Source organism: Pseudomonas sp. UBA5666, assembly GCF_002420785.1.
In the GTDB taxonomy this organism is placed as follows: domain Bacteria; phylum Pseudomonadota; class Gammaproteobacteria; order Pseudomonadales; family Pseudomonadaceae; genus Aquipseudomonas; species Aquipseudomonas fulva.
Window position 1 is genome coordinate 92354 of sequence record NZ_DIIQ01000053.1, and the last position, 18204, is coordinate 110557.

An 18204-nucleotide genomic window follows, 5' to 3' on the forward strand; every position below is an offset into this window, starting at 1 on the left:
GCGTCCCTCGCCTGGTTTTTTCCAGGGCGAGTTCCAGCGATGGATTTCGCCCTTTTTTGTGCGACAAGCAACCGACCTATGCAAAGCAGCAGTACATTATTTCCCGTCGCCTTGCTCAGTGCCGAGCGTCGCGGCGACCTCAGTGAAGATGTCTATCGCATCAAGGCCGGCTTGGGTCCCGATCCCAGCGTGGAGCTGGCCGTGACCCGGCTGGGCTTGGCTGACCAGAACACCGCCCAGGGTATTCCGGTCATCTTGCTGCATGGCAGCTTTTCCAATCGGCGTTTCTGGTATTCACCCAAGGGCGGTGGCCTTGGGGCCTACCTGGCCCGGGCCGGCTTCGATGTATGGATCCCCGAGATGCGTGGTCACGGGCTGTCGCCGCGCAATCGGGATTGGGCACAGAACACGGTGGCCGCCTACGCGCGCGACGACGTACCGGCCATCGGTGCCTTCGTGCATGAGAAAGCGGGCAGGGCGCCCCTGTGGATTGGGCATTCGTTGGGCGGCACTACCTTGGCGGTCGCCCTGGGGAGCGGCGCGTTGGCTGCGCAGCATGTGTCGGGTGTGGCGCTATTCGGTTCCCAGGTAAGCCGCAGCTACTGGCCGTTGAAAGTGCCTCCGGTGGTGTGGGGCATGCGGTGGCTGCTGCGCCGCTGGGGGCATTTGTCTGGCTCGCGCTTTGGGCGCGGGCCAGAGGATGAACCCGTCGGCCTTGCCTTGGAACACATGCGCTGGCACGGATTGTTCGGGCGTTTTGGCGACAAGCAGGGCGACTGGTGGGCAGGCCTTGCTCAAGTCGACGTGCCGACCCTGGCCGTCGCAGCCACGGCCGACCAGCAGAGCCCGCCGTGGGCCTGCCGCACGTTGTTCGAGCAACTCGGTGGCGCGCACAAGCAGTTCCTCTGCCTTGGGCCTGCGGCGGGCTTCGATGCCTTTGGCCATGCGGACATGCTGGCCAGCCAGGCTGCCCACGTGCAGGTATGGCCGCTGGTAGAACGCTGGCTGCGTGAGCCCAGGTTGCCGGTGCATGCGTCCATTGAGGCCTTGGCGCTCGTGCCCGCGCTATGAAAGGCGCTGACCGTGCGGTCTCGGGTGACTGCGGTGTGCTCCAAGGTGTAGCCTTGGCCCTCAATCGCTTTCGTTGTGACTGACAGGAGCTTGCCATGCAGCATTACGTAACGCCCGACCTGTGTGACGCCTATCCGGACCTCGTGCAGGTGCTGGAGCCGATGTTCAGCAACTTTGGTGGCCGCGATTCGTTCGGTGGCCAGATCGTCACCATCAAGTGCTTCGAGGACAACTCGCTCGTGCGTGAGCAGGTCGAACTCGATGGCCGGGGCAAGGTGTTGGTGGTCGACGGCGGCGGCTCGCTGCGTCGCGCCCTGTTGGGCGACATGCTTGCCGAAAAAGCGGCGAAAAACGGCTGGGAAGGCCTGGTGATCTACGGCTGCGTGCGCGACGTCGACGCACTGATCCAGACCAACGTGGGTGTGCAGGCGCTGGCCAGCCACCCGCTCAAAACCGACAAGCGTGGCATTGGCGACCTCAACGTCGTGGTGAGTTTCGCGGGCGTGACCTTCAGGCCCGGTGAATACGTGTACGCCGACAACAACGGCGTACTGGTCTCGCCAAGCCCGTTGCAGATGCCGGAGTGACGCGCCGCTGGCGCTGATGGAGCTTTGATGTTCGAGGAAGACAACGCGCAGTGGGGGCTGGTGCATGCCCTGGTGCTCGATGGCAAGGGCGGGGCACGCGCCATCGCCCGAACCGAGCTGGCCGATTTGCAACTGCAACCTGAGCAAAGCCTCTGGTTGCACTGGGACCGCAGCCACCCCCAAACCCGGTCATGGCTGCTGAGCGAGAGTGGCCTTAGTGAATTCGCCTGCGAGCTGTTGCTGGAAGAGAACACTCGGCCGCGCTTGCTGCCGATGGCCGACGAGCAATTGTTGCTGTTTCTGCGTGGGGTCAACCTCAACCCTGGTGCCGAGCCTGAGGACATGGTTTCGGTGCGAATCTTCGCCCAGGCCCAGCGCGTGATTTCGCTGCGCTTGCGCCCGCTCCGGGCCAGCGACGAAGTCCTGCTGCAACTGGAGCAGGGCAGGGGGCCGAAGACAGCTTCCGAGTTGCTGTTGCTGATGGGCGAACTGCTGACCGAGAAAGTCCAGGGTTTGGTCAGCGATCTGTCCGAATTGGTCGACCTCGAAGAAGAAAAGGTAGAGGTTGACGAGCGACACCTGCCTGATCAGGGCAGCTTGCAGCAGATCCGCCGCCGCGCGGCTGGGCTGCGACGTTTCCTGGCCCCGCAGCGCGACATCTATGCACATCTTTCACGCAGCAAGTGGAGCTGGTTTGCCGAGGTCGATGCCGATTACTGGAACGAGCTGAACAACAGCCTGATCCGCTATCTCGAAGAGCTCGAACTGACCCGCGAACGTGCGGCATTGGTGCTTGAGAGCGAAGACCGCCGCCGCAGCGAACGGATGAACCGCACCATGTACCGGTTTGGCATCATCACCTGCATCTTTCTGCCAATGAGCTTCATCACCGGGCTGTTGGGCATCAACGTGGGTGGCATTCCTGGGGCGCAGAACCCTTACGGGTTTCTCATGGCGTGCCTGGTGGTGGTGGGGCTGGCAGCAGGGCAATGGTGGTTGTTCCGGCGCTTGCAGTGGGTATAGCCGCCAGCGCGCCAGCAGCCAGGTCGACACAAGGTGTGACCCGTCGCCAGGCCGTCTCGTCTCTTGCTGATACTACGCGAGGTGCCCATGCACGATCCGTTCGAACAATCCCTGCGTGACCTGCTCAAGGCATCCCCGTCCGGCAATGACCGCCATGACCAGGATGATGCCGCCTGCCTGGGTCGCGTGCTCAAGACCGCCAACCGTCAGGTTGGCGCCGGTGATCTGTTCAGCTTGCTTGGCCGTTGGAGCCAGGCGCTGATGATCGCCATCAACAATGGCTCGGCGCACGTCGCGCCGGTGCGCAGACATTCTTCCCGCAACGCTGCCGCTGGCAGCAAAGCTGATAAGGCCGACTGAATATGGAACTCGATCTCTGGACCCAGAGCCTGGTCACCGCCATGACCGCCCTATGGACCAAGGTGGCGAACTTCATCCCCAACTTGTTCGGCGCGTTGGTGGTGGTGCTGCTGGGCTTTGTGGTAGCCAAGCTGCTCGATACCTTGCTCTCCAAACTGCTGGCCAAGCTTGGCCTTGATCGCCTGATGGCCGGTACGGGTCTGACCAAGATGCTGGGCCGGGTTGGCATTCAGGTACCGATTTCTACCCTGATCGGCAAGATCGTCTACTGGTTCGTGCTGCTGATCTTCCTCGTATCGGCCGCCGAGTCGCTGGGCCTGGAGCGCGTCTCGGCCACGCTCGACATGCTGGCCTTGTACCTGCCCAAGGTGTTCGGTGCAGCGTTGATATTGCTCGCGGGCGTGCTCCTGGCGCAGGTGGCCAACGGCCTGGTGCGCGGCGCTGCCGAAGGCGTGGGGCTTGAGTACGCCGCGGGGCTTGGACGCATCGTTCAGGGGCTGGTCATCATCATCAGCATTTCAGTGGCTATCAGCCAGCTGGAGGTCAAGACCGACCTGCTCAACCATGTGATCGTTATCGGCCTGATTACCGTTGGTCTGGCCGTTGCGCTGGCCATGGGCCTGGGTAGCCGCGAAATCGCGGGTCAGATCCTGGCGGGCATCTACGTCCGCGAGCTGTTCCAGGTGGGCCAGCAGGTGCGCATTGGCGAGGTAGAAGGGCATATCGAGGAAATCGGCACGGTCAAGACGGTGATCCTCACCGACGATGACGAGCTGGTTTCCCTGTCCAACCGAGAATTGCTCGAGCAGCGGGTCAATAGCCGCTGACCGCACAAAGCTGTTAATGTATGCCGCCGCAAAAACCGACCCTCCTGGGCGTTTGCGGCGACATTGACCTGACTGTCGGCCAGATTCGTTTTGAATAAAGTCCCCACGCCGCCCATGCGCTACGACCCCCGCGAACTCACTGACGAAGAGTTGGTGGCGCGCTCGCATGAGGAGCTGTATCACGTGACCCGCGCGTATGAGGAGCTCATGCGTCGCTATCAGCGAACCCTGTTCAACGTATGTGCACGTTATTTGGGGAACGACCGGGACGCGGATGATGTCTGTCAGGAAGTCATGTTGAAAGTGCTCTATGGTCTCAAGAATTTCGAGGGAAAATCCAAATTCAAGACCTGGCTTTACAGCATCACCTACAATGAATGCATCACCCAGTACCGCAAGGAGCGCCGCAAGCGCAGGTTGATGGATGCCTTGAGCCTGGACCCTGTTGAAGAGGCGTCCGAGGACAAGGCCCCAAAGGCCGAAGAAAAGGGCGGGCTGGACAAGTGGCTGGTCCATGTGAACCCGATCGATCGGGAAATCCTGGTGCTGCGATTCGTCGCCGAGCTGGAGTTCCAGGAGATCGCGGATATCATGCACATGGGGCTCAGCGCGACGAAAATGCGATACAAGCGTGCGCTTGACAAGCTTCGGGAGAAATTTGCCGGTCTGGATGAAACTTAACGACCAGCAAATATCTCTAACGAACCGGCGAGTTCTGCTAGACTCGCCGACGAGTTGTCCCCCCGGTTTTGGTGGGACTGCTTAACTATCACCAGATGGGGATTTAACGGATGAAACTGAAAAACACCTTGGGCTTGGCCATTGGTTCGCTCGTAGCCGCCACCTCGATTGGCGCTATGGCACAAGGCCAAGGCGCCGTCGAAACTGAAATCTTCTACAAGAAAGAATTCTTCGACAGCCAGCGCGACTTCAAAAACGACGGTAACCTGTTCGGCGGCTCCATCGGTTACTTCCTGACCGACGACGTTGAACTGCGTCTGGGCTACGACGAAGTCCACAACGCTCGTGGCGACGACGGCAAGAACATCAAGGGCTCCAACACCGCCCTGGACGCCGTTTACCACTTCAACAACCCGTACGACGCCATCCGTCCGTACGTTTCCGCTGGTTTCTCGCACCAGTCGATCGGCCAGACCGGCCGTGGTGGTCGTAACCACTCCACCTTCGCCAACGTTGGCGCTGGCGCCAAGTGGTACATCACTGACATGTTCTACGCCCGTGCCGGCGTAGAAGCTCAGTACAACATCGACCAGGGCGACACCGAGTGGGCTCCAAGCGTTGGTGTTGGTCTGAACTTCGGCGGTAGCCCGAAGAACCAGGCTGCTCCTGCACCTGCTCCAGTTGCTGAAGTCTGCTCCGACTCCGACAACGACGGCGTTTGCGACAACGTCGACAAGTGCCCAGACACCCCGGCCAACGTCACTGTTGACGCCGACGGCTGCCCGGCTGTTGCCGAAGTCGTTCGCGTTGAGCTGGACGTCAAGTTCGACTTCGACAAGTCGGTCGTCAAGCCTAACAGCTACGGCGACATCAAGAACCTGGCTGACTTCATGAAGCAGTACCCACAGACCACCACCGTGGTTGAAGGTCACACTGACTCCGTAGGTCCAGACGCTTACAACCAGAAGCTGTCCGAGCGTCGTGCCAACGCTGTCAAGCAGGTCCTGACCCAGCAGTACGGCGTAGAATCCAGCCGTGTTGACTCGGTTGGCTACGGCGAAACCCGTCCGGTTGCCGACAACGCCACCGAAGAAGGCCGTGCTATCAACCGTCGCGTTGAAGCTCAGGTAGAAGCCCAGGCCAAGTAATTGGTTTGAAGCTTCATGAAAAACCCGGCCTCGGCCGGGTTTTTCTTTGCCTGCATGACAGCATGTGATGTCTAGCAGGCAAGCACTGGTGTAAGGCCCAGCCAAGGCAGTGCTTGCCTGCTAGACATTTGTCTGTACGTTCATCTGCCCAGGCAGCCCTCCGCAGAAAACCTGCAGGCCAACATCGGGCTGTCCTGTGCCGTTGGTGATAGCTATAATCGCCCCCTCACTCACCCCGAGTCTTGCCTGCCCATGTATACCCTGGCCCGCCAGCTGCTGTTCAAACTGTCACCGGAAACTTCTCATGATCTGTCGCTGGACCTGATCGGTGCCGGCGGCCGGCTTGGCTTGAACGGCAAGCTGTGCAAGCGCCCGGCCTCATTGCCGGTCAAGGTCATGGGCCTGGATTTCGCCAACCCGGTAGGTCTGGCGGCTGGCTTGGACAAGAACGGTACGGCCATCGACGGCTTCGCCCAGCTGGGCTTCGGTTTCGTCGAGATCGGCACTGTCACGCCTCGCCCGCAACCTGGCAACCCCAAACCTCGGCTGTTCCGCTTGCCAGAGGCAACTGCCATCATCAACCGCATGGGTTTCAATAACCTTGGGGTTGATCATCTGCTGGGCCGTGTACGCGCTGCCCGTTACAAGGGCGTGCTGGGTATCAATATTGGCAAGAACTTCGACACGCCAGTCGAGCGTGCGGTGGACGATTACCTGATCTGCCTGGACAAGGTCTACAGCGCGGCCAGTTACGTCACTGTCAATGTCAGCTCACCCAACACCCCGGGGCTGCGCAGCCTGCAGTTCGGGGATTCGCTCAAGCAATTGCTCGATGCCTTGGCGGAACGTCGGGCACAGCTGAGCGCCCGTCATGGCCGGCATGTGCCCTTGGCCATCAAGATTGCCCCTGACATGAGCGATGAAGAAACGGCGCTGGTGGCCGCTGCGCTTGTCGAGTCAGGCATGGACGCGGTCATCGCGACCAATACCACGCTCGGGCGCGAAGGCGTGGAGGCCCTGCCGTATGGCGGTGAAGCAGGCGGGCTCTCAGGTGCCCCCGTACGCCAGAAGAGCACACGTATCGTTCAGGTGTTGGCCGGTGAGATGGGCGGCAAGCTGCCAATCATTGCCGCAGGGGGCATCACGGAAGGAAAACATGCGGCCGAGAAGATCGCCGCCGGTGCGAGCCTGGTGCAGATCTACTCGGGCTTCATCTATAAAGGGCCGGCGCTCATTCGAGAAGCCGTGGACGCCATCGCCGCCATGCCCAAGCGGTAAGCTTGCCCACAAAAAAAGGGCCCCATGAAGGGGCCCTTGGGCCTCAGCCCGCCGCCCTGGTGGGGCGTGCCTGTTAAATCGCGTGAATGTCCTCTATCAGCCTACGGCGTGATTTTCGTTGAGCCTGTGGATACCGGCGGTGCCAGTCATACCGTCCCAGTTGTCACCACGGCCCTCCCGCCAGCCGTTGATCCAGGCTTGACGAACAGATGGCAGGGTAAAGGGGCAAAGCTCCCGGGATTTGCCGGTGACTCCATATTGGTAGCCACGTGAAAATGCTCTTTCCAACGGATCACGCTTAAGTCTTCTCATAGGGTGTTGCCCTCACTTGTTGACTGTAATGTCCCGTCGGCCTCATGGAGGCCGGGCAGAATCGTTCTGCCGGTATGGGCTCGCTGCCGGCGTCGCGAGCCTGAAGTGCCGCTTCGTTGCGATGCGGCCTGTGCTCAGTTCTAACCAATGCAGGTGACGGTGGGAATGATCGATTTGTCATAAGCACGTAACCTTTCCAAGGGTCAGGGGATAAGTAAATAAATGCGACTCATCCTTATTCCCGCCGCAGCCCGCAGGATCGAGGGTTAGCCGAAGTTTGACGCCATTTTGCCATCGCCTCTGTGAGGCATTTGAAATACCTCGAAATGCGACGAAGGGTCACCTAGGCCCCGGTGTCGCGAGAATGTATGTACTGCTCGATGATCTAAGCTGTTTGTGCCGTCAGGCATGGATGGGTAAGTCGGGCGGCCCGGTCATCGCTCTTGCGTAAGGGGAGCGTGGCCACTTGCACACCTGTCGGAAAAGGGTGCAGGTAAACAGGGCGTCGCGATGCGTCGCAGCGCCAGTCTAATAGCCCTACTGTGCTGGATAACTCATGTCGGACCGTTTCGAACTCTACCTCACTTGTCCCAAAGGCCTTGAAAGCCTGCTTGCAGAAGAGGCCCGCAGCCTTGGCCTGGATGAGGTGCGTGAACACACCTCGGCTATTCGCGGGGCTGCCGACATGGAGACAGCCTACCGTCTGTGCCTGTGGTCCAGGTTGGCAAACCGCGTATTGCTGGTGCTCAAGCGGTTTTCCATGAAAAACGCCGACGACCTGTATGACGGTGTCAATGCCGTGGAGTGGGCTGACCACTTGGCCGCTGATGGCACCCTGGCCGTTGAGTTCAGCGGTCATGGGTCAGGGATCGACAATACTCATTTCGGCGCTCTCAAGGTCAAGGACGCCATTGTCGACAAACTGCGCAACCGTGAAGGCCTACGCCCGTCGGTGGAGAAGATCGACCCGGATGTGCGCGTGCACCTGCGCCTTGACCGGGGTGAGGCGATCCTGTCGCTGGACCTCTCCGGTCACAGCCTCCATCAGCGTGGTTATCGCCTGCAGCAAGGTGCAGCACCGCTCAAGGAAAACCTCGCTGCCGCCGTGTTGATTCGTTCCGGCTGGCCACGCATCGCTGCCCAGGGCGGCGCACTGGCCGACCCCATGTGTGGTGTCGGCACATTCCTGGTCGAGGCGGCAATGATCGCCGCGGACATCGCCCCCAACCTCAAGCGTGAGCGTTGGGGCTTCACGGCGTGGCTGGGCCATGTGCCTGCGCTCTGGCGCAAGGTGCATGATCAGGCGCAGGCGCGGGCTGAAGCTGGCCTGGCCAAACCTGCGTTGTGGATCCGCGGCTATGAAGCCGATCCTCGCTTGATACAACCAGGGCGTAACAACGTCGAACGCGCAGGCCTGAGCGATTGGGTGAAGATCTATCAGGGTGAAGTGAGTACATTCGAGCCGCGCCCGGACCAGAACCAGAAAGGCTTGGTCATCAGCAACCCACCCTACGGGGAGCGTCTGGGTGACGAAGCCAGCCTGCTTTACCTTTACCAGAACCTTGGCGAACGCCTGCGTCAGGCATGCATGGGTTGGGAAGCCGCCGTCTTTACGGGCGCTGCGCAACTGGGCAAGCGCATGGGCCTGCGCAGCCACAAGCAGTACGCATTCTGGAACGGTGCACTGCCCTGCAAGTTGTTGCTGTTCAAGGTCCAGCCGGACCAGTTCGTGACCGGCGAGCGCCGTACCGAATCGGCTGAAGCCCTGCAAGCCCACCAGCCAGCGCAGGTGGCCAGCCAGCCTGCTCGCCTGTCCGAGGGTGCGCAGATGTTCGCCAACCGCCTGCAGAAAAACCTTCGGCAGCTGGGCAAGTGGGCTCGCCGCGAACAGGTCAGCTGCTATCGACTGTACGATGCGGATATGCCCGAGTATGCCCTGGCTGTAGACATGTATCAGGACTGGGTGCACGTGCAGGAATACGCCGCGCCGCGTTCGATCGATCCCGACAAGGCACAAGCGCGCCTGCTCGACGCGCTGGCGGCGATCCCCCAGGCCCTTGGTATTTCGCCACAACGCGTGGTGCTCAAGCGCCGGGAGCGTCAAAGCGGAACCCGCCAGTACGAGCGCCAGGCCACGGAAGGTCGCTTTCAGGAAGTGTCGGAAGCGGGGGTCAAGCTGCTGGTCAACCTGACCGACTACCTCGATACCGGCCTGTTCCTGGACCATCGGCCGATGCGCTTACGCATTCAGCGTGAGGCGGCCGGCAAGCGCTTCCTGAACCTGTTCTGCTATACCGCGACGGCTACCGTGCATGCAGCCAAGGGCGGGGCGCGCAGCACCACCAGCGTCGACCTGTCGAAAACCTACCTGGACTGGGCGCGGCGCAACCTGGCGCTCAACGGCTTTTCAGAGCGCAATCGTCTGGAACAAGGGGATGTCATGACGTGGTTGGAGGCCGAGCGTGAAAGCTACGACCTGATCTTCATCGATCCGCCCACGTTCTCCAACTCCAAGCGCATGGAAGGTGTGTTCGACGTTCAGCGCGACCACGTTCAGTTGCTGGACTTGGCGATGGCGCGGCTGGCCCCGGGTGGTGTGCTGTATTTCTCCAACAACTTCCGCAAGTTCCAGCTCGACGAGCACCTGTCTGCTCGTTACGCCGTGGAAGAGATCACCGCCCAGACGCTTGACCCGGACTTCGCCCGCAACAACCGCATCCATCGCGCCTGGAAGCTGCAGTTGCGGTGATGCGCCGACGCCTGTGCCCTAGCGGGGGGCACAGGCCATGCAGGTCACTTGGCGGCTGTACTGGCGTTTGCGCTGGGCTGGCGGTAGAGGTCCAGCAGCACCTGGTCCAGCACCTGCGAGGCGCCCCACGGTTTGGGGTCGTTGAGGATAGCGGCCACTGCCCAGGTATGGCCGTTGCTGTCACGGCTGAAACCCGCGATTGCCCGTACGGTGTTGAGCGTGCCGGTCTTGATGTGGCCCTCACCGGTCATGGCGGTGCGCTTGAGGCGTTTGCGCATGGTCCCATCCATACCCACCAGCGGCAGCGAGCTCATGAACTCGGCCGCGTAGGGGCTTTTCCAGGCCGCTTGCAGCATGGCTGCCATCTCACGCGTGCTCACGCGTTCGGCGCGGGACAGCCCTGAGCCGTTTTCCATCACCAGGTGCGGCGCGGTGATGCCTTTCTTGGCCAGCCACTGACGCACGACACGCTGCGCGGCACGGGCGTCATCGCCATCGGCATCGGTACGGAACTGGGCACCCAGGCTCAGGAACAACTGCTGAGCCATGGTGTTGTTGCTGTACTTGTTGATGTCACGGATGATTTCCACCAGGTCCGGCGAGAAAGCGCGCGCCAGCAACCGTGCGCTTTTAGGCACGTTTTCGATGCGGTCGGTACCTTGGATGGTACCCCCCAGCTCGTTCCAGATGGCACGCACCGCGCCGGCGGCATAGGTCGGATGATCGAGCAGCGAGAGGTAGGTTTGGGAGTTGCAGCCATCGCCTAACTGACCACTGACGGTCACGGTGATGCCGTCGGGCTGTGGCACGGGGTTGTAGCGTACGTCGCCGGCGCAATTCTTGCTGTTGACAGCCTTGACCTGGTTGTCGATGCGAATGCTGGCAATCGGCGGCTCCACGGCAACGCTGACCCTGCCGCCGTCGTTACGCGCCACGAAGCGCAAGGCCTTGAGATTGACCAGCAACGCGTCAGGCTTCACCAGGAACGGCTTGTTCTGATCACCCCCGTCGTCATTGAATTGCGGCAGGTTGGGCTGCACGAAATGGCTGCGGTCGAGCACCAGGTCACCTGTGATGGTGCGCACGCCGTTGGCGCGAAGGTCACGCATCAGCAACCACAGCTTTTCCATGTTCAGCTTCGGATCGCCCCCACCCTTGAGGTAGAGGTTGCCGTTAAGTACACCGTTGCTGAGCGTACCGTCGGTGAAGAACTCGGTTTTCCACTGGTAGGTCGGCCCCAGCAGCTCCAGGGCGGCATAGGTGGTGACCAGTTTCATGGTCGAGGCAGGGTTGACGGACACGTCGGCGTTGAACACCGTGGCTGTACCGGGGCCATCCAAGGGCAGCATCACCAATGACAATGCCGTGTCTTGCAGCTTATTGGCCTTGAGTGCCTGTTGCACCTTGGGTGGAAGGTTTGTATTGACCGCAGCTGCCTGGCTGGTCAGGGCCAAAGGCAGCAACAGGCCGGCGAGTACGATGGGGCGGAGCGTTTTGATCATGATAAACAGATACCCTGCAACGAGGAGAAAGGGCATTGGGGCTATAAATGGATGATGGCCCCAGAACGAATGCACACGCATTATGCCCCAAGCCCCCCGGGGTTGCGCCAGTTCGATGCACATGGGTTTCACATCAGGCCGCCGCGGCGAGTGTGTGTTAAGCACCGCAGCTTTTGCGCAGACCCGAAAGTAAAAAGGCCACCCCTGGGGGTGGCCTTCTGCGAACGAACCCGACAGAGCATTACTCTGCCTTGTTGATCGGCTTTTCCGGGTACCAGGCGTCGAGCAGCGGGCTGACTTCAACCTTGGTCAATTCGCTGCGGCCTTTGAGCCAGCTTTCGACGGCAGCGCGCTGCTCTTCGGTAACCGAGCCACGCTTGACCGAGCACACCAGACCGTAATCGTCACCGCCGACATAGTCGAGGCCGTTGGCATCCATGGCTTCGGCAAGGAACGCGTCGAGGAATGCATCGATTGCCTGGTCATCCAGATCCTCTTTGAATTCCAGGTTCAGCTCGAAGCCCAATTCCTGAAACTCGTCGACACACAGCTTCTTGCGCAGACGACGGGAGCGGTTTGTGGCCATGAAACAATCCTCTTAGGTAATAACGCCGCGCAGTCTATCAGTAAACACGCCCGGTTGCCCGCCTGCGTGCACGTGGTTGTCGACAGGTCCAGCGTCAGCGCTCGGTGCACGCGCCGCATGTGCCGGGCTAGGGCTTGCCGTCGCAGTCGCACTTGGGCAGGTGTGAGTTCGTCACAATCGAGGGCGATGCACGCTCGCATCAGCGCTGCCGCCTCTAGCATGCGTGCTGCGCTCAGGACTTTATGCGCATGGGCGGCGATTGCCTGCTGATCTTTATCAGGCTGCAGCTCCATCAAAAGCGTGAAGTCTGTCTCCAGGCTTTGTAGCAGCGTCTGGAGAAATCGCCTATGGTCAGCCGGGTCATGCCCGACCACCGCGCTGAGCCCATTAAGGCAATACGGCTTGCACCGGTTCTTTTTCCGACGCTGCATGTTCACTGCTGCAAGGCGTTGACTCAGGGTGCTGAGGCTGATGGGCTTGAGCAGGCAATCATCCATGCCCGAGCTCAGGCATTTGCGCCGTACCTCGGGTTGTGCGTTGGCGGTATAGCCCAGGATCGTGCAGCGCCTTCGTCCCGTCCGCTGCTCTTCGGTGCGTACCGCCGTCGCCAACTGGTAGCCGTTCATGTGGGGCATGTTGCAATCGAGCACCAGCACGTCGAAGTCGCCTGCACGCCAGGCCATCAGGCCTTCGCGACCGTCCGTGGCCGTGGCGTGCTGCAGCCCGAGGTAACCGAGCTGCTGTGCCATCAGTTGCAGGTTGGCAGGGTGATCATCGATCACCAGTACGTTGAGGTGGGGGTCAGGTGCCTGCAAACGCTCGACTGCCGGTGTCGATCGCACTGCAGGATCAGCTTGTTGCAACGGCATCTTCACCCGGACCTGGGTGCCCAGGCCTTCCAGGCTCTTGATGCTGAGGTCGGCGCCCATCATTTCGCAGAGTGTACGGCAAATGGTAAGGCCCAGGCCCGTACCGGCGCGTGCCCCCTGACTGTGCGGGTTCGCCTGAACGAACGGATTGAACAGCCGTTGTACGTCGTACGGGTGGATACCGATGCCGCTGTCACGCACCTCCATGTCCAGCAGCGAGCTGGCGCTGTCTGTGTCTTGTACAAGCCTGGCGTGGATGCGTACCTGGCCGTGCTCGGTGAACTTGATGGCATTGCTCACCAGATTGGACAGCACCTGCTTGAAGCGCAAGGGGTCTAGCAGCACATGGCAACGTGCCGCTGGCTCGATGATGACTTCCAGCGCCAACCCTTTCTGCCGGGCCTGGCCCTCGAAGATACGCCCCACCGACTCGAGCAATGCAGCCAGATCCACCACCTCGGGGACCAGGGTGAGGTGCCCTGACTCTATGCGCACGATGTCCAGTATGTCGCCAATCAAGCCAAGCAGGTCCTTGGCCGAATGGTGAGCCAGCTGAAGGGCGCCGCGATCGACCTGGCCCTGCTCGGCACGCTTGACGGCGAGTTCGAGCATGCCGATGACTGCGTTCATGGGCGTGCGGATTTCATGGCTGATGGTGGCCAGGAAGGTACTCTTGGCTCGGTTGGCGTCATCGGCCTGCTGCTTGGCCTGGCGCAACTCGTTGACCAACTGGCGGCGGTCGCTGATGTCGATCCATCCGCCAATGATGCCCTGGACCTCGCCCAGCGAATCCCGGTAGGGCAGGATCCAGTGGTAGATGGTGATTTCCCGGCCCTTGATGTGCAAGGGCCTGTCCATGATCAAGGGCGACCCGGCCGCCATCACCTTGCGATAGTCGTCCTGGATCTGTCGGGTCTGCTCGCGGTCGGCAAACAGGCTGCTCTCCAGTTGCTTGCCCAGGACCTCCTCGGCACTGGCCTGCACCGCTTCGAGGTAGCTGTAGTTACAGCTCTGCAGGCAACCCTCTCGATCACGAACGTACATCGGGTGTGGCGTACCGTTGAGCAATGCACGCATGAATGCCACCTGATCGTTCAGGGCGCGCTCCGCTTGCTGGCGTTGATGGATCTGCAAACGCAGACGGGCGTTCCACAGCAATGCCAGCAACAGCAATACCGCTGCACCCAGGGCTACAAGTACCGTCAAGCGGCGAAAGCCCTCGCCCTGGGTATCTTCGAACAGGGTGTAGCCTCGCCAGCGGTTGTTGATCACCCCCAGCTCTTCAGGTGAAATGCTCGAAAGCGCCTTGTCCAGAATCGAAATGAGGGTTTTGGAAGGTGTGCTGGTGGCGATGGCATAACTGGCAGGCTCACTGCCCACTGTGGTGCGGATGATCAGGTCAGGATTGCTGGCCAACGCGTGGTTGGCGTCGATCAGCGTTGTGATGACGGCGTCCACTGCTCCGCTGTTGAGCAGGGCCATGGAATAGTACGAGCTTTCCGTTTCGATCCAGCCGATTTGCGGGTGATAGCGCGAGAGCATGGTGTCCAGGGCGCTGTAGCGTGTGATTGCGATCCGCTTGCCGCGCAGTTCGTCCAGCGAAGTGGCTGCCGCGTTGCCCTTGCGATTGACCAGCACATAAGTGCTGTCCAGATACGCCTGGCTGATCTGCAGATCGTTCTGGTCGATGCTGCCGCTTGCCAAGGCGGCGATGACATCGGCGCGGCCGTCCTTGACCCGTGCGATCATGTCCGCGATGCCACTGGCCCGTTGCACCTCGAAGCGCAAGCCCGTACGCAGGCTGATCAGCTCAAGCAGGTCGGCGGTGATGCCACGAAAATAACCCGAGTTGTCGAAGTAGGACAATGGCGCTGCCGTACCGTCGACAACGACACGCATGACCGGATGTCGCTGCAACCACTGCGCTTCGGTACGCGTCAGTCGAAGCTTGCGATCGGTCAGAAGCAGATCGCTGCCTGCGCTCCAGCGTTTGAATATGCTCGACCGCAGGGCGGAGGACTGACTGTCGAGCGTCGCATTGACCAGCGCGAGCAGCACCGTGTCTTGTTCGCGCAGGGCGAAGCCGAAGCCAAACGCTTCATGGTTGCCAAAGCTGGCCATGCGCAGCCTTGGAAGGTGACCGCGGTTGAGTTGGTAGTGGGTGGAGATCGTGTCGCCGATGAAGACGTCTGCCTGGCCGAACGCCACCGCATTCAGGGCTTCGCTGGATGACCCGAAGGCCAGGACCTTGGCATCGGGATAGACACTGAGTACCTCTTTCCTCGGCAGGTAGTGATACAGCATGCCTAGGCGCATGCCTGACAGGCCAGTATCCAGCGCCCGGTGTTCGTCTTCGCGGGTGACCAGCACGGGTTGGTCGATGGCGTAGGCGTGCGACAGCACCACGCCTTCATAGTTGGCGTCATAGCCGTTGGCACTGCCCAGCAGATCGATGTCGCCTTGTTTGAGCGCTTGCAGCGCCGTTTGGCGGCTTGGATAGCGCAGCACGCGGACCGGCAGATCAAGCGCCTTGCCCAATAGGCTGGCGTACTCTGCGGTGAGGCCCTGATAGTCGCGCCCGCCACTGCTGATGTCGAAAGGTGGATAATCCGGAGCAGATGTGCCAATCACCAGTTCGTGGCGAGCATTCAACCATTGCTGCTGTTCTGGAGTAATTGCAGGTATGGCGGGTCGCGCAGTGGAGCGGGCGACCAAGGACAACTGGGACGCGCCTTGCTGCCCGGCGTTAGCCAGGTTGCCCAGCAGCATGGCGACCAGGAGCAGGAGGGCGATAGAACGTGCCATGGAGCCCTCAGACCAGTGCGTTGCGCTTGGCCATGTCGATCAGGTCGACCAGCGTGCTGGCTTCGAGTTTGTGCATGAGGCGTTTCTTGTAGGTGATACACATGTTTACAATTGGTGCCCAAGCTTCCTCGAGAGGGCGCCATGCCTACCGCATTCAGTTACGCACGTTTCTCCAGCGCCCGTCAGAAGAGGGGTAGCAGCCTTGAGCGGCAAAAGGTGATGTTGGCCAACTGGCTATCCCTGCACCCTGAATATTCCCTGCACGTTGAGACCTATCAAGACTTGGGTAAGAGTGCTTGGAAGGGCGATCACATCAAGGAAGGCGGCGACTTTGCAAAGCTGCTGGCGGCGGTAGAGGAAGGGGTGATCAAGAGCGGGGATGCCGTGTTGGTGGAGGCTATCGACCGCACTGGGCGTCTTCCTGTGTTGGAAATGCTGAGCACCATCGTTAGCCCTATCCTGAGAGCTGGGGTGTCGATCATTACCCTAGAGGACGGAATAGTTTTCACAGAGGCGAGCCTGAATGAAGGCGGACACATCTACATTCTGGTTGGCAAGATTCAAGCTGCTCGCCAGTACAGCGATAACCTGAGTCGTCGGCTAAAGGGTTCGTATGATTCGCGTCGTAGGCTTGCTAAGGAAGAAGGCAAAACCCCGAAGCGTCATACGCCGGTATGGCTCACTTCTGAGGGTGTGGTGATTCCAGAGGTTGCTGAGCAGATTAAGGTGGCTTTCGAGCTCTACACATCAGGGCTTGGTAAGGCTGTGATTGCCAAGCGTATGCGTGAATCTGGTGTGCCTGCACTGGCTAAAACCTCTGGACCGGGTGTGGAGGGCTGGCTTCGTAATGAGGTTGCTATAGGGCGTTGGAACGGGTCTGAGGTGTACGAGCCAATCATTGACCAATCCCTTTACCACCTCGCACAGATTGAGGGGGAGAGGCGTAAGACTGCACCACCGGCCAAGACAGCCACGCATTTTTACGTTGGGCTTGTGAAGTGTGGTAGCTGTGAAGGCAATTTCATCATGCGCACGATCAAGGGTGTGCAGGTGAGTATGCGGTGCAGAAAGCGGCAGGAGCTGAAAGGTTGTGATAACAAGAAAGTGATTCCTAAGACGGTTATTGATGCTGTTTACGAGCGAACGTCAAAGTCTGCAACGCATAGGCTGGTGGCAAAAGAGCGCAGCGGAGTTAATGAGAAAGCCATCATCGCGGCTGAGGCCAAAATCCTAGAACTGTCGAAAGGGATTCAGACTATGGTTTCTGCTTTCAGTGCCTCGATTAAGATTCCAGAGGTGGCTAGTCAGATTCAGGCACTGCATGGAGAAAGGGAGGCCGCTGAGCGAGAATTGGCAATCCTTAAAGCCACTGTAGAGCGTCCGCCAAACATGTGGAGAGTGCAAGGCCGGGTGGAAGACCTTGAGAGAAATGACCCCCAGCGTCTTGCTGCCATGCTTCGTAATGCTGGGTACACCATCACAATCTATTCTGATGGTAGGCTAAGCACTTCTGAATCTGGCACAGTGTATCGTTACGTTGGAGTTAATCGGAAGGAAGATAAATACAAACTCATGTGGGGTGACACAGAGCTGCTTGTTTCCAAGGTGAGCTATGTGGATGATGGTGAAGATTGGATGCACTGGGAGCCTGTTGGGGAAGGCAGTGAGTCTGAGTGGGATGCTGACGATCCAGAGGCTATGCAATCGCGGTGGGAGTAAATTTTCTAGGTTCTAGTGGGGGGTATTATGGGAAAAATGCTAATCAATGGCGGTAACGCGATTATAAACGTTTCTGTGTTTCCTGATTTTTGCCCGATCTGTAATGTTGGTATTAACCCCCAGTTTGTAAGCGGTTCATATTGTAGTACTCAGCAGGAAGTAGATGCTCTTTTTGTATGTCCAAAGGTTACATGTAAGAAAATGTTCATAGCCACCTATAGGCATGAAGCGATGAAGGGGGTCTATCACTTAAAAACACTAATGCCGCGTACTCCCAAGGCAGTTGAAATTATTCCAGAGGTGAAGGATATATCGCCCCGGTTTGCTGAGATTTTTATTCAAGCAACTCAAGCAGAAGAGTACGGCTTGGATGAGGTTGCGGGGGTGGGATACCGGAAGTCATTGGAATATCTCATCAAGGATTACTGTGTTGCACAGCATCCTGATAAAGAAGATGACGTTAAGAAGCGTCCAGTCGCACAGGTGATTGAAGGCTTTGTGACTAATGAAAACATAAAGCAGTGTGCTAAGCGTGCGATTTGGCTGGGGAATGATGAAACCCATTACGTCAGAAAGTGGGTGGATAAGGATATCAAAGACCTCAAGCTATTGATTCAGATTACTGTTAGCTGGATCCAGCAGGAAGTGATCACTAAGAAGTTGTTGGAAGATATGCAGTAATTAGTC

General features: G+C 59.5%; 15 protein-coding genes and 1 pseudogene. 11 read left to right on the forward strand and 5 right to left on the reverse strand.

The features are described 5' to 3' along the window. The first annotated feature begins 78 nt into the window (after positions 1 to 78). The 8 genes from B2Y33_RS22880 (at position 79) to B2Y33_RS22915 (ending at position 6975) form a co-directional block, all read left to right on the forward strand. Entirely contained in the window at positions 79 to 1071 is a 993-nt protein-coding gene (locus B2Y33_RS22880; protein WP_128610645.1) for an alpha/beta fold hydrolase, read from the forward strand. 95 nt (positions 1072 to 1166) lie between these two features. Continuing rightward, a complete protein-coding gene (gene rraA, locus B2Y33_RS22885; RefSeq protein ID WP_023533704.1) occupies positions 1167 to 1658 on the forward strand; it encodes a ribonuclease E activity regulator RraA in 492 nt (163 codons plus the stop codon). A gap of 27 nt (positions 1659 to 1685) precedes the next feature. After that, positions 1686 to 2681 carry a zinc transporter ZntB gene (locus B2Y33_RS22890; protein WP_027916542.1) on the forward strand — a complete coding sequence of 332 codons (996 nt, stop codon included), beginning with the start codon at positions 1686 to 1688 and terminating at the stop codon, positions 2679 to 2681. An 87-nt stretch (positions 2682 to 2768) separates the two neighbouring features. After that, a complete protein-coding gene (locus tag B2Y33_RS22895) occupies positions 2769 to 3041 on the forward strand; it encodes a hypothetical protein (protein ID WP_023533663.1) in 273 nt (90 codons plus the stop codon). Between the two features lie 2 nt (positions 3042 to 3043). After that, positions 3044 to 3868: a mechanosensitive ion channel family protein gene (locus tag B2Y33_RS22900; RefSeq protein ID WP_027916543.1), complete on the forward strand. Its 825-nt coding sequence runs from the start codon at positions 3044 to 3046 to the stop codon at positions 3866 to 3868. Positions 3869 to 3982: 114 nt separating this feature from the next. Continuing rightward, on the forward strand, positions 3983 to 4549 hold the full coding sequence (gene sigX, locus B2Y33_RS22905) for an RNA polymerase sigma factor SigX (RefSeq protein ID WP_023533721.1): 567 nt from the start codon (positions 3983 to 3985) through the stop codon (positions 4547 to 4549). 110 nt (positions 4550 to 4659) lie between these two features. Next, a complete protein-coding gene (locus B2Y33_RS22910) occupies positions 4660 to 5697 on the forward strand; it encodes an OmpA family protein (RefSeq protein WP_023533705.1) in 1038 nt (345 codons plus the stop codon). Between the two features lie 252 nt (positions 5698 to 5949). Then, positions 5950 to 6975, forward strand: a complete 1026-nt coding sequence (locus B2Y33_RS22915) for a quinone-dependent dihydroorotate dehydrogenase (RefSeq protein WP_027916545.1) — start codon at positions 5950 to 5952, stop codon at positions 6973 to 6975. 96 nt (positions 6976 to 7071) lie between these two features. On the opposite strand, the gene rmf is transcribed toward B2Y33_RS22915, so the two are convergent. Beyond that, entirely contained in the window at positions 7072 to 7287 is a 216-nt protein-coding gene (gene rmf / locus B2Y33_RS22920) for a ribosome modulation factor (protein ID WP_023533691.1), read from the reverse strand. 556 nt (positions 7288 to 7843) lie between these two features. Here rmf and rlmKL point away from each other — a divergent pair. Then, positions 7844 to 10036, forward strand: coding sequence for a bifunctional 23S rRNA (guanine(2069)-N(7))-methyltransferase RlmK/23S rRNA (guanine(2445)-N(2))-methyltransferase RlmL (gene rlmKL / locus B2Y33_RS22925; RefSeq protein ID WP_206406038.1), 2193 nt, complete (start codon positions 7844 to 7846; stop codon positions 10034 to 10036). Between the two features lie 44 nt (positions 10037 to 10080). Here rlmKL and dacB read toward each other — a convergent pair whose 3' ends face one another. The 4 genes and pseudogenes from dacB to B2Y33_RS22945 form a co-directional block, all read right to left on the reverse strand. Continuing rightward, entirely contained in the window at positions 10081 to 11538 is a 1458-nt protein-coding gene (dacB, locus tag B2Y33_RS22930; RefSeq protein WP_027916547.1) for a D-alanyl-D-alanine carboxypeptidase/D-alanyl-D-alanine endopeptidase, read from the reverse strand. A 241-nt stretch (positions 11539 to 11779) separates the two neighbouring features. After that, a complete protein-coding gene (locus tag B2Y33_RS22935; RefSeq protein WP_023533709.1) occupies positions 11780 to 12124 on the reverse strand; it encodes a YggL family protein in 345 nt (114 codons plus the stop codon). Continuing rightward, complete coding sequence (locus tag B2Y33_RS22940; protein WP_206406039.1) at positions 12049 to 15798, reverse strand: ATP-binding protein; 3750 nt, start codon at positions 15796 to 15798, stop codon at positions 12049 to 12051. Before B2Y33_RS22940 ends, B2Y33_RS22935 begins: the two co-directional genes overlap by 76 nt. A gap of 7 nt (positions 15799 to 15805) precedes the next feature. Then, positions 15806 to 15892: pseudogene (locus B2Y33_RS22945) on the reverse strand (DNA-binding response regulator); the annotation flags it as partial. 47 nt (positions 15893 to 15939) lie between these two features. On the opposite strand from B2Y33_RS22945, the gene B2Y33_RS22950 reads away from it, so the two are divergent. Both B2Y33_RS22950 and B2Y33_RS22955 read left to right on the forward strand, forming a co-directional pair. Beyond that, positions 15940 to 17517, forward strand: a complete 1578-nt coding sequence (locus tag B2Y33_RS22950; RefSeq protein WP_206406040.1) for a recombinase family protein — start codon at positions 15940 to 15942, stop codon at positions 17515 to 17517. Positions 17518 to 17544: 27 nt separating this feature from the next. Then, positions 17545 to 18198, forward strand: coding sequence for a hypothetical protein (locus B2Y33_RS22955; protein WP_241195004.1), 654 nt, complete (start codon positions 17545 to 17547; stop codon positions 18196 to 18198). Positions 18199 to 18204: the final 6 nt, after the last annotated feature.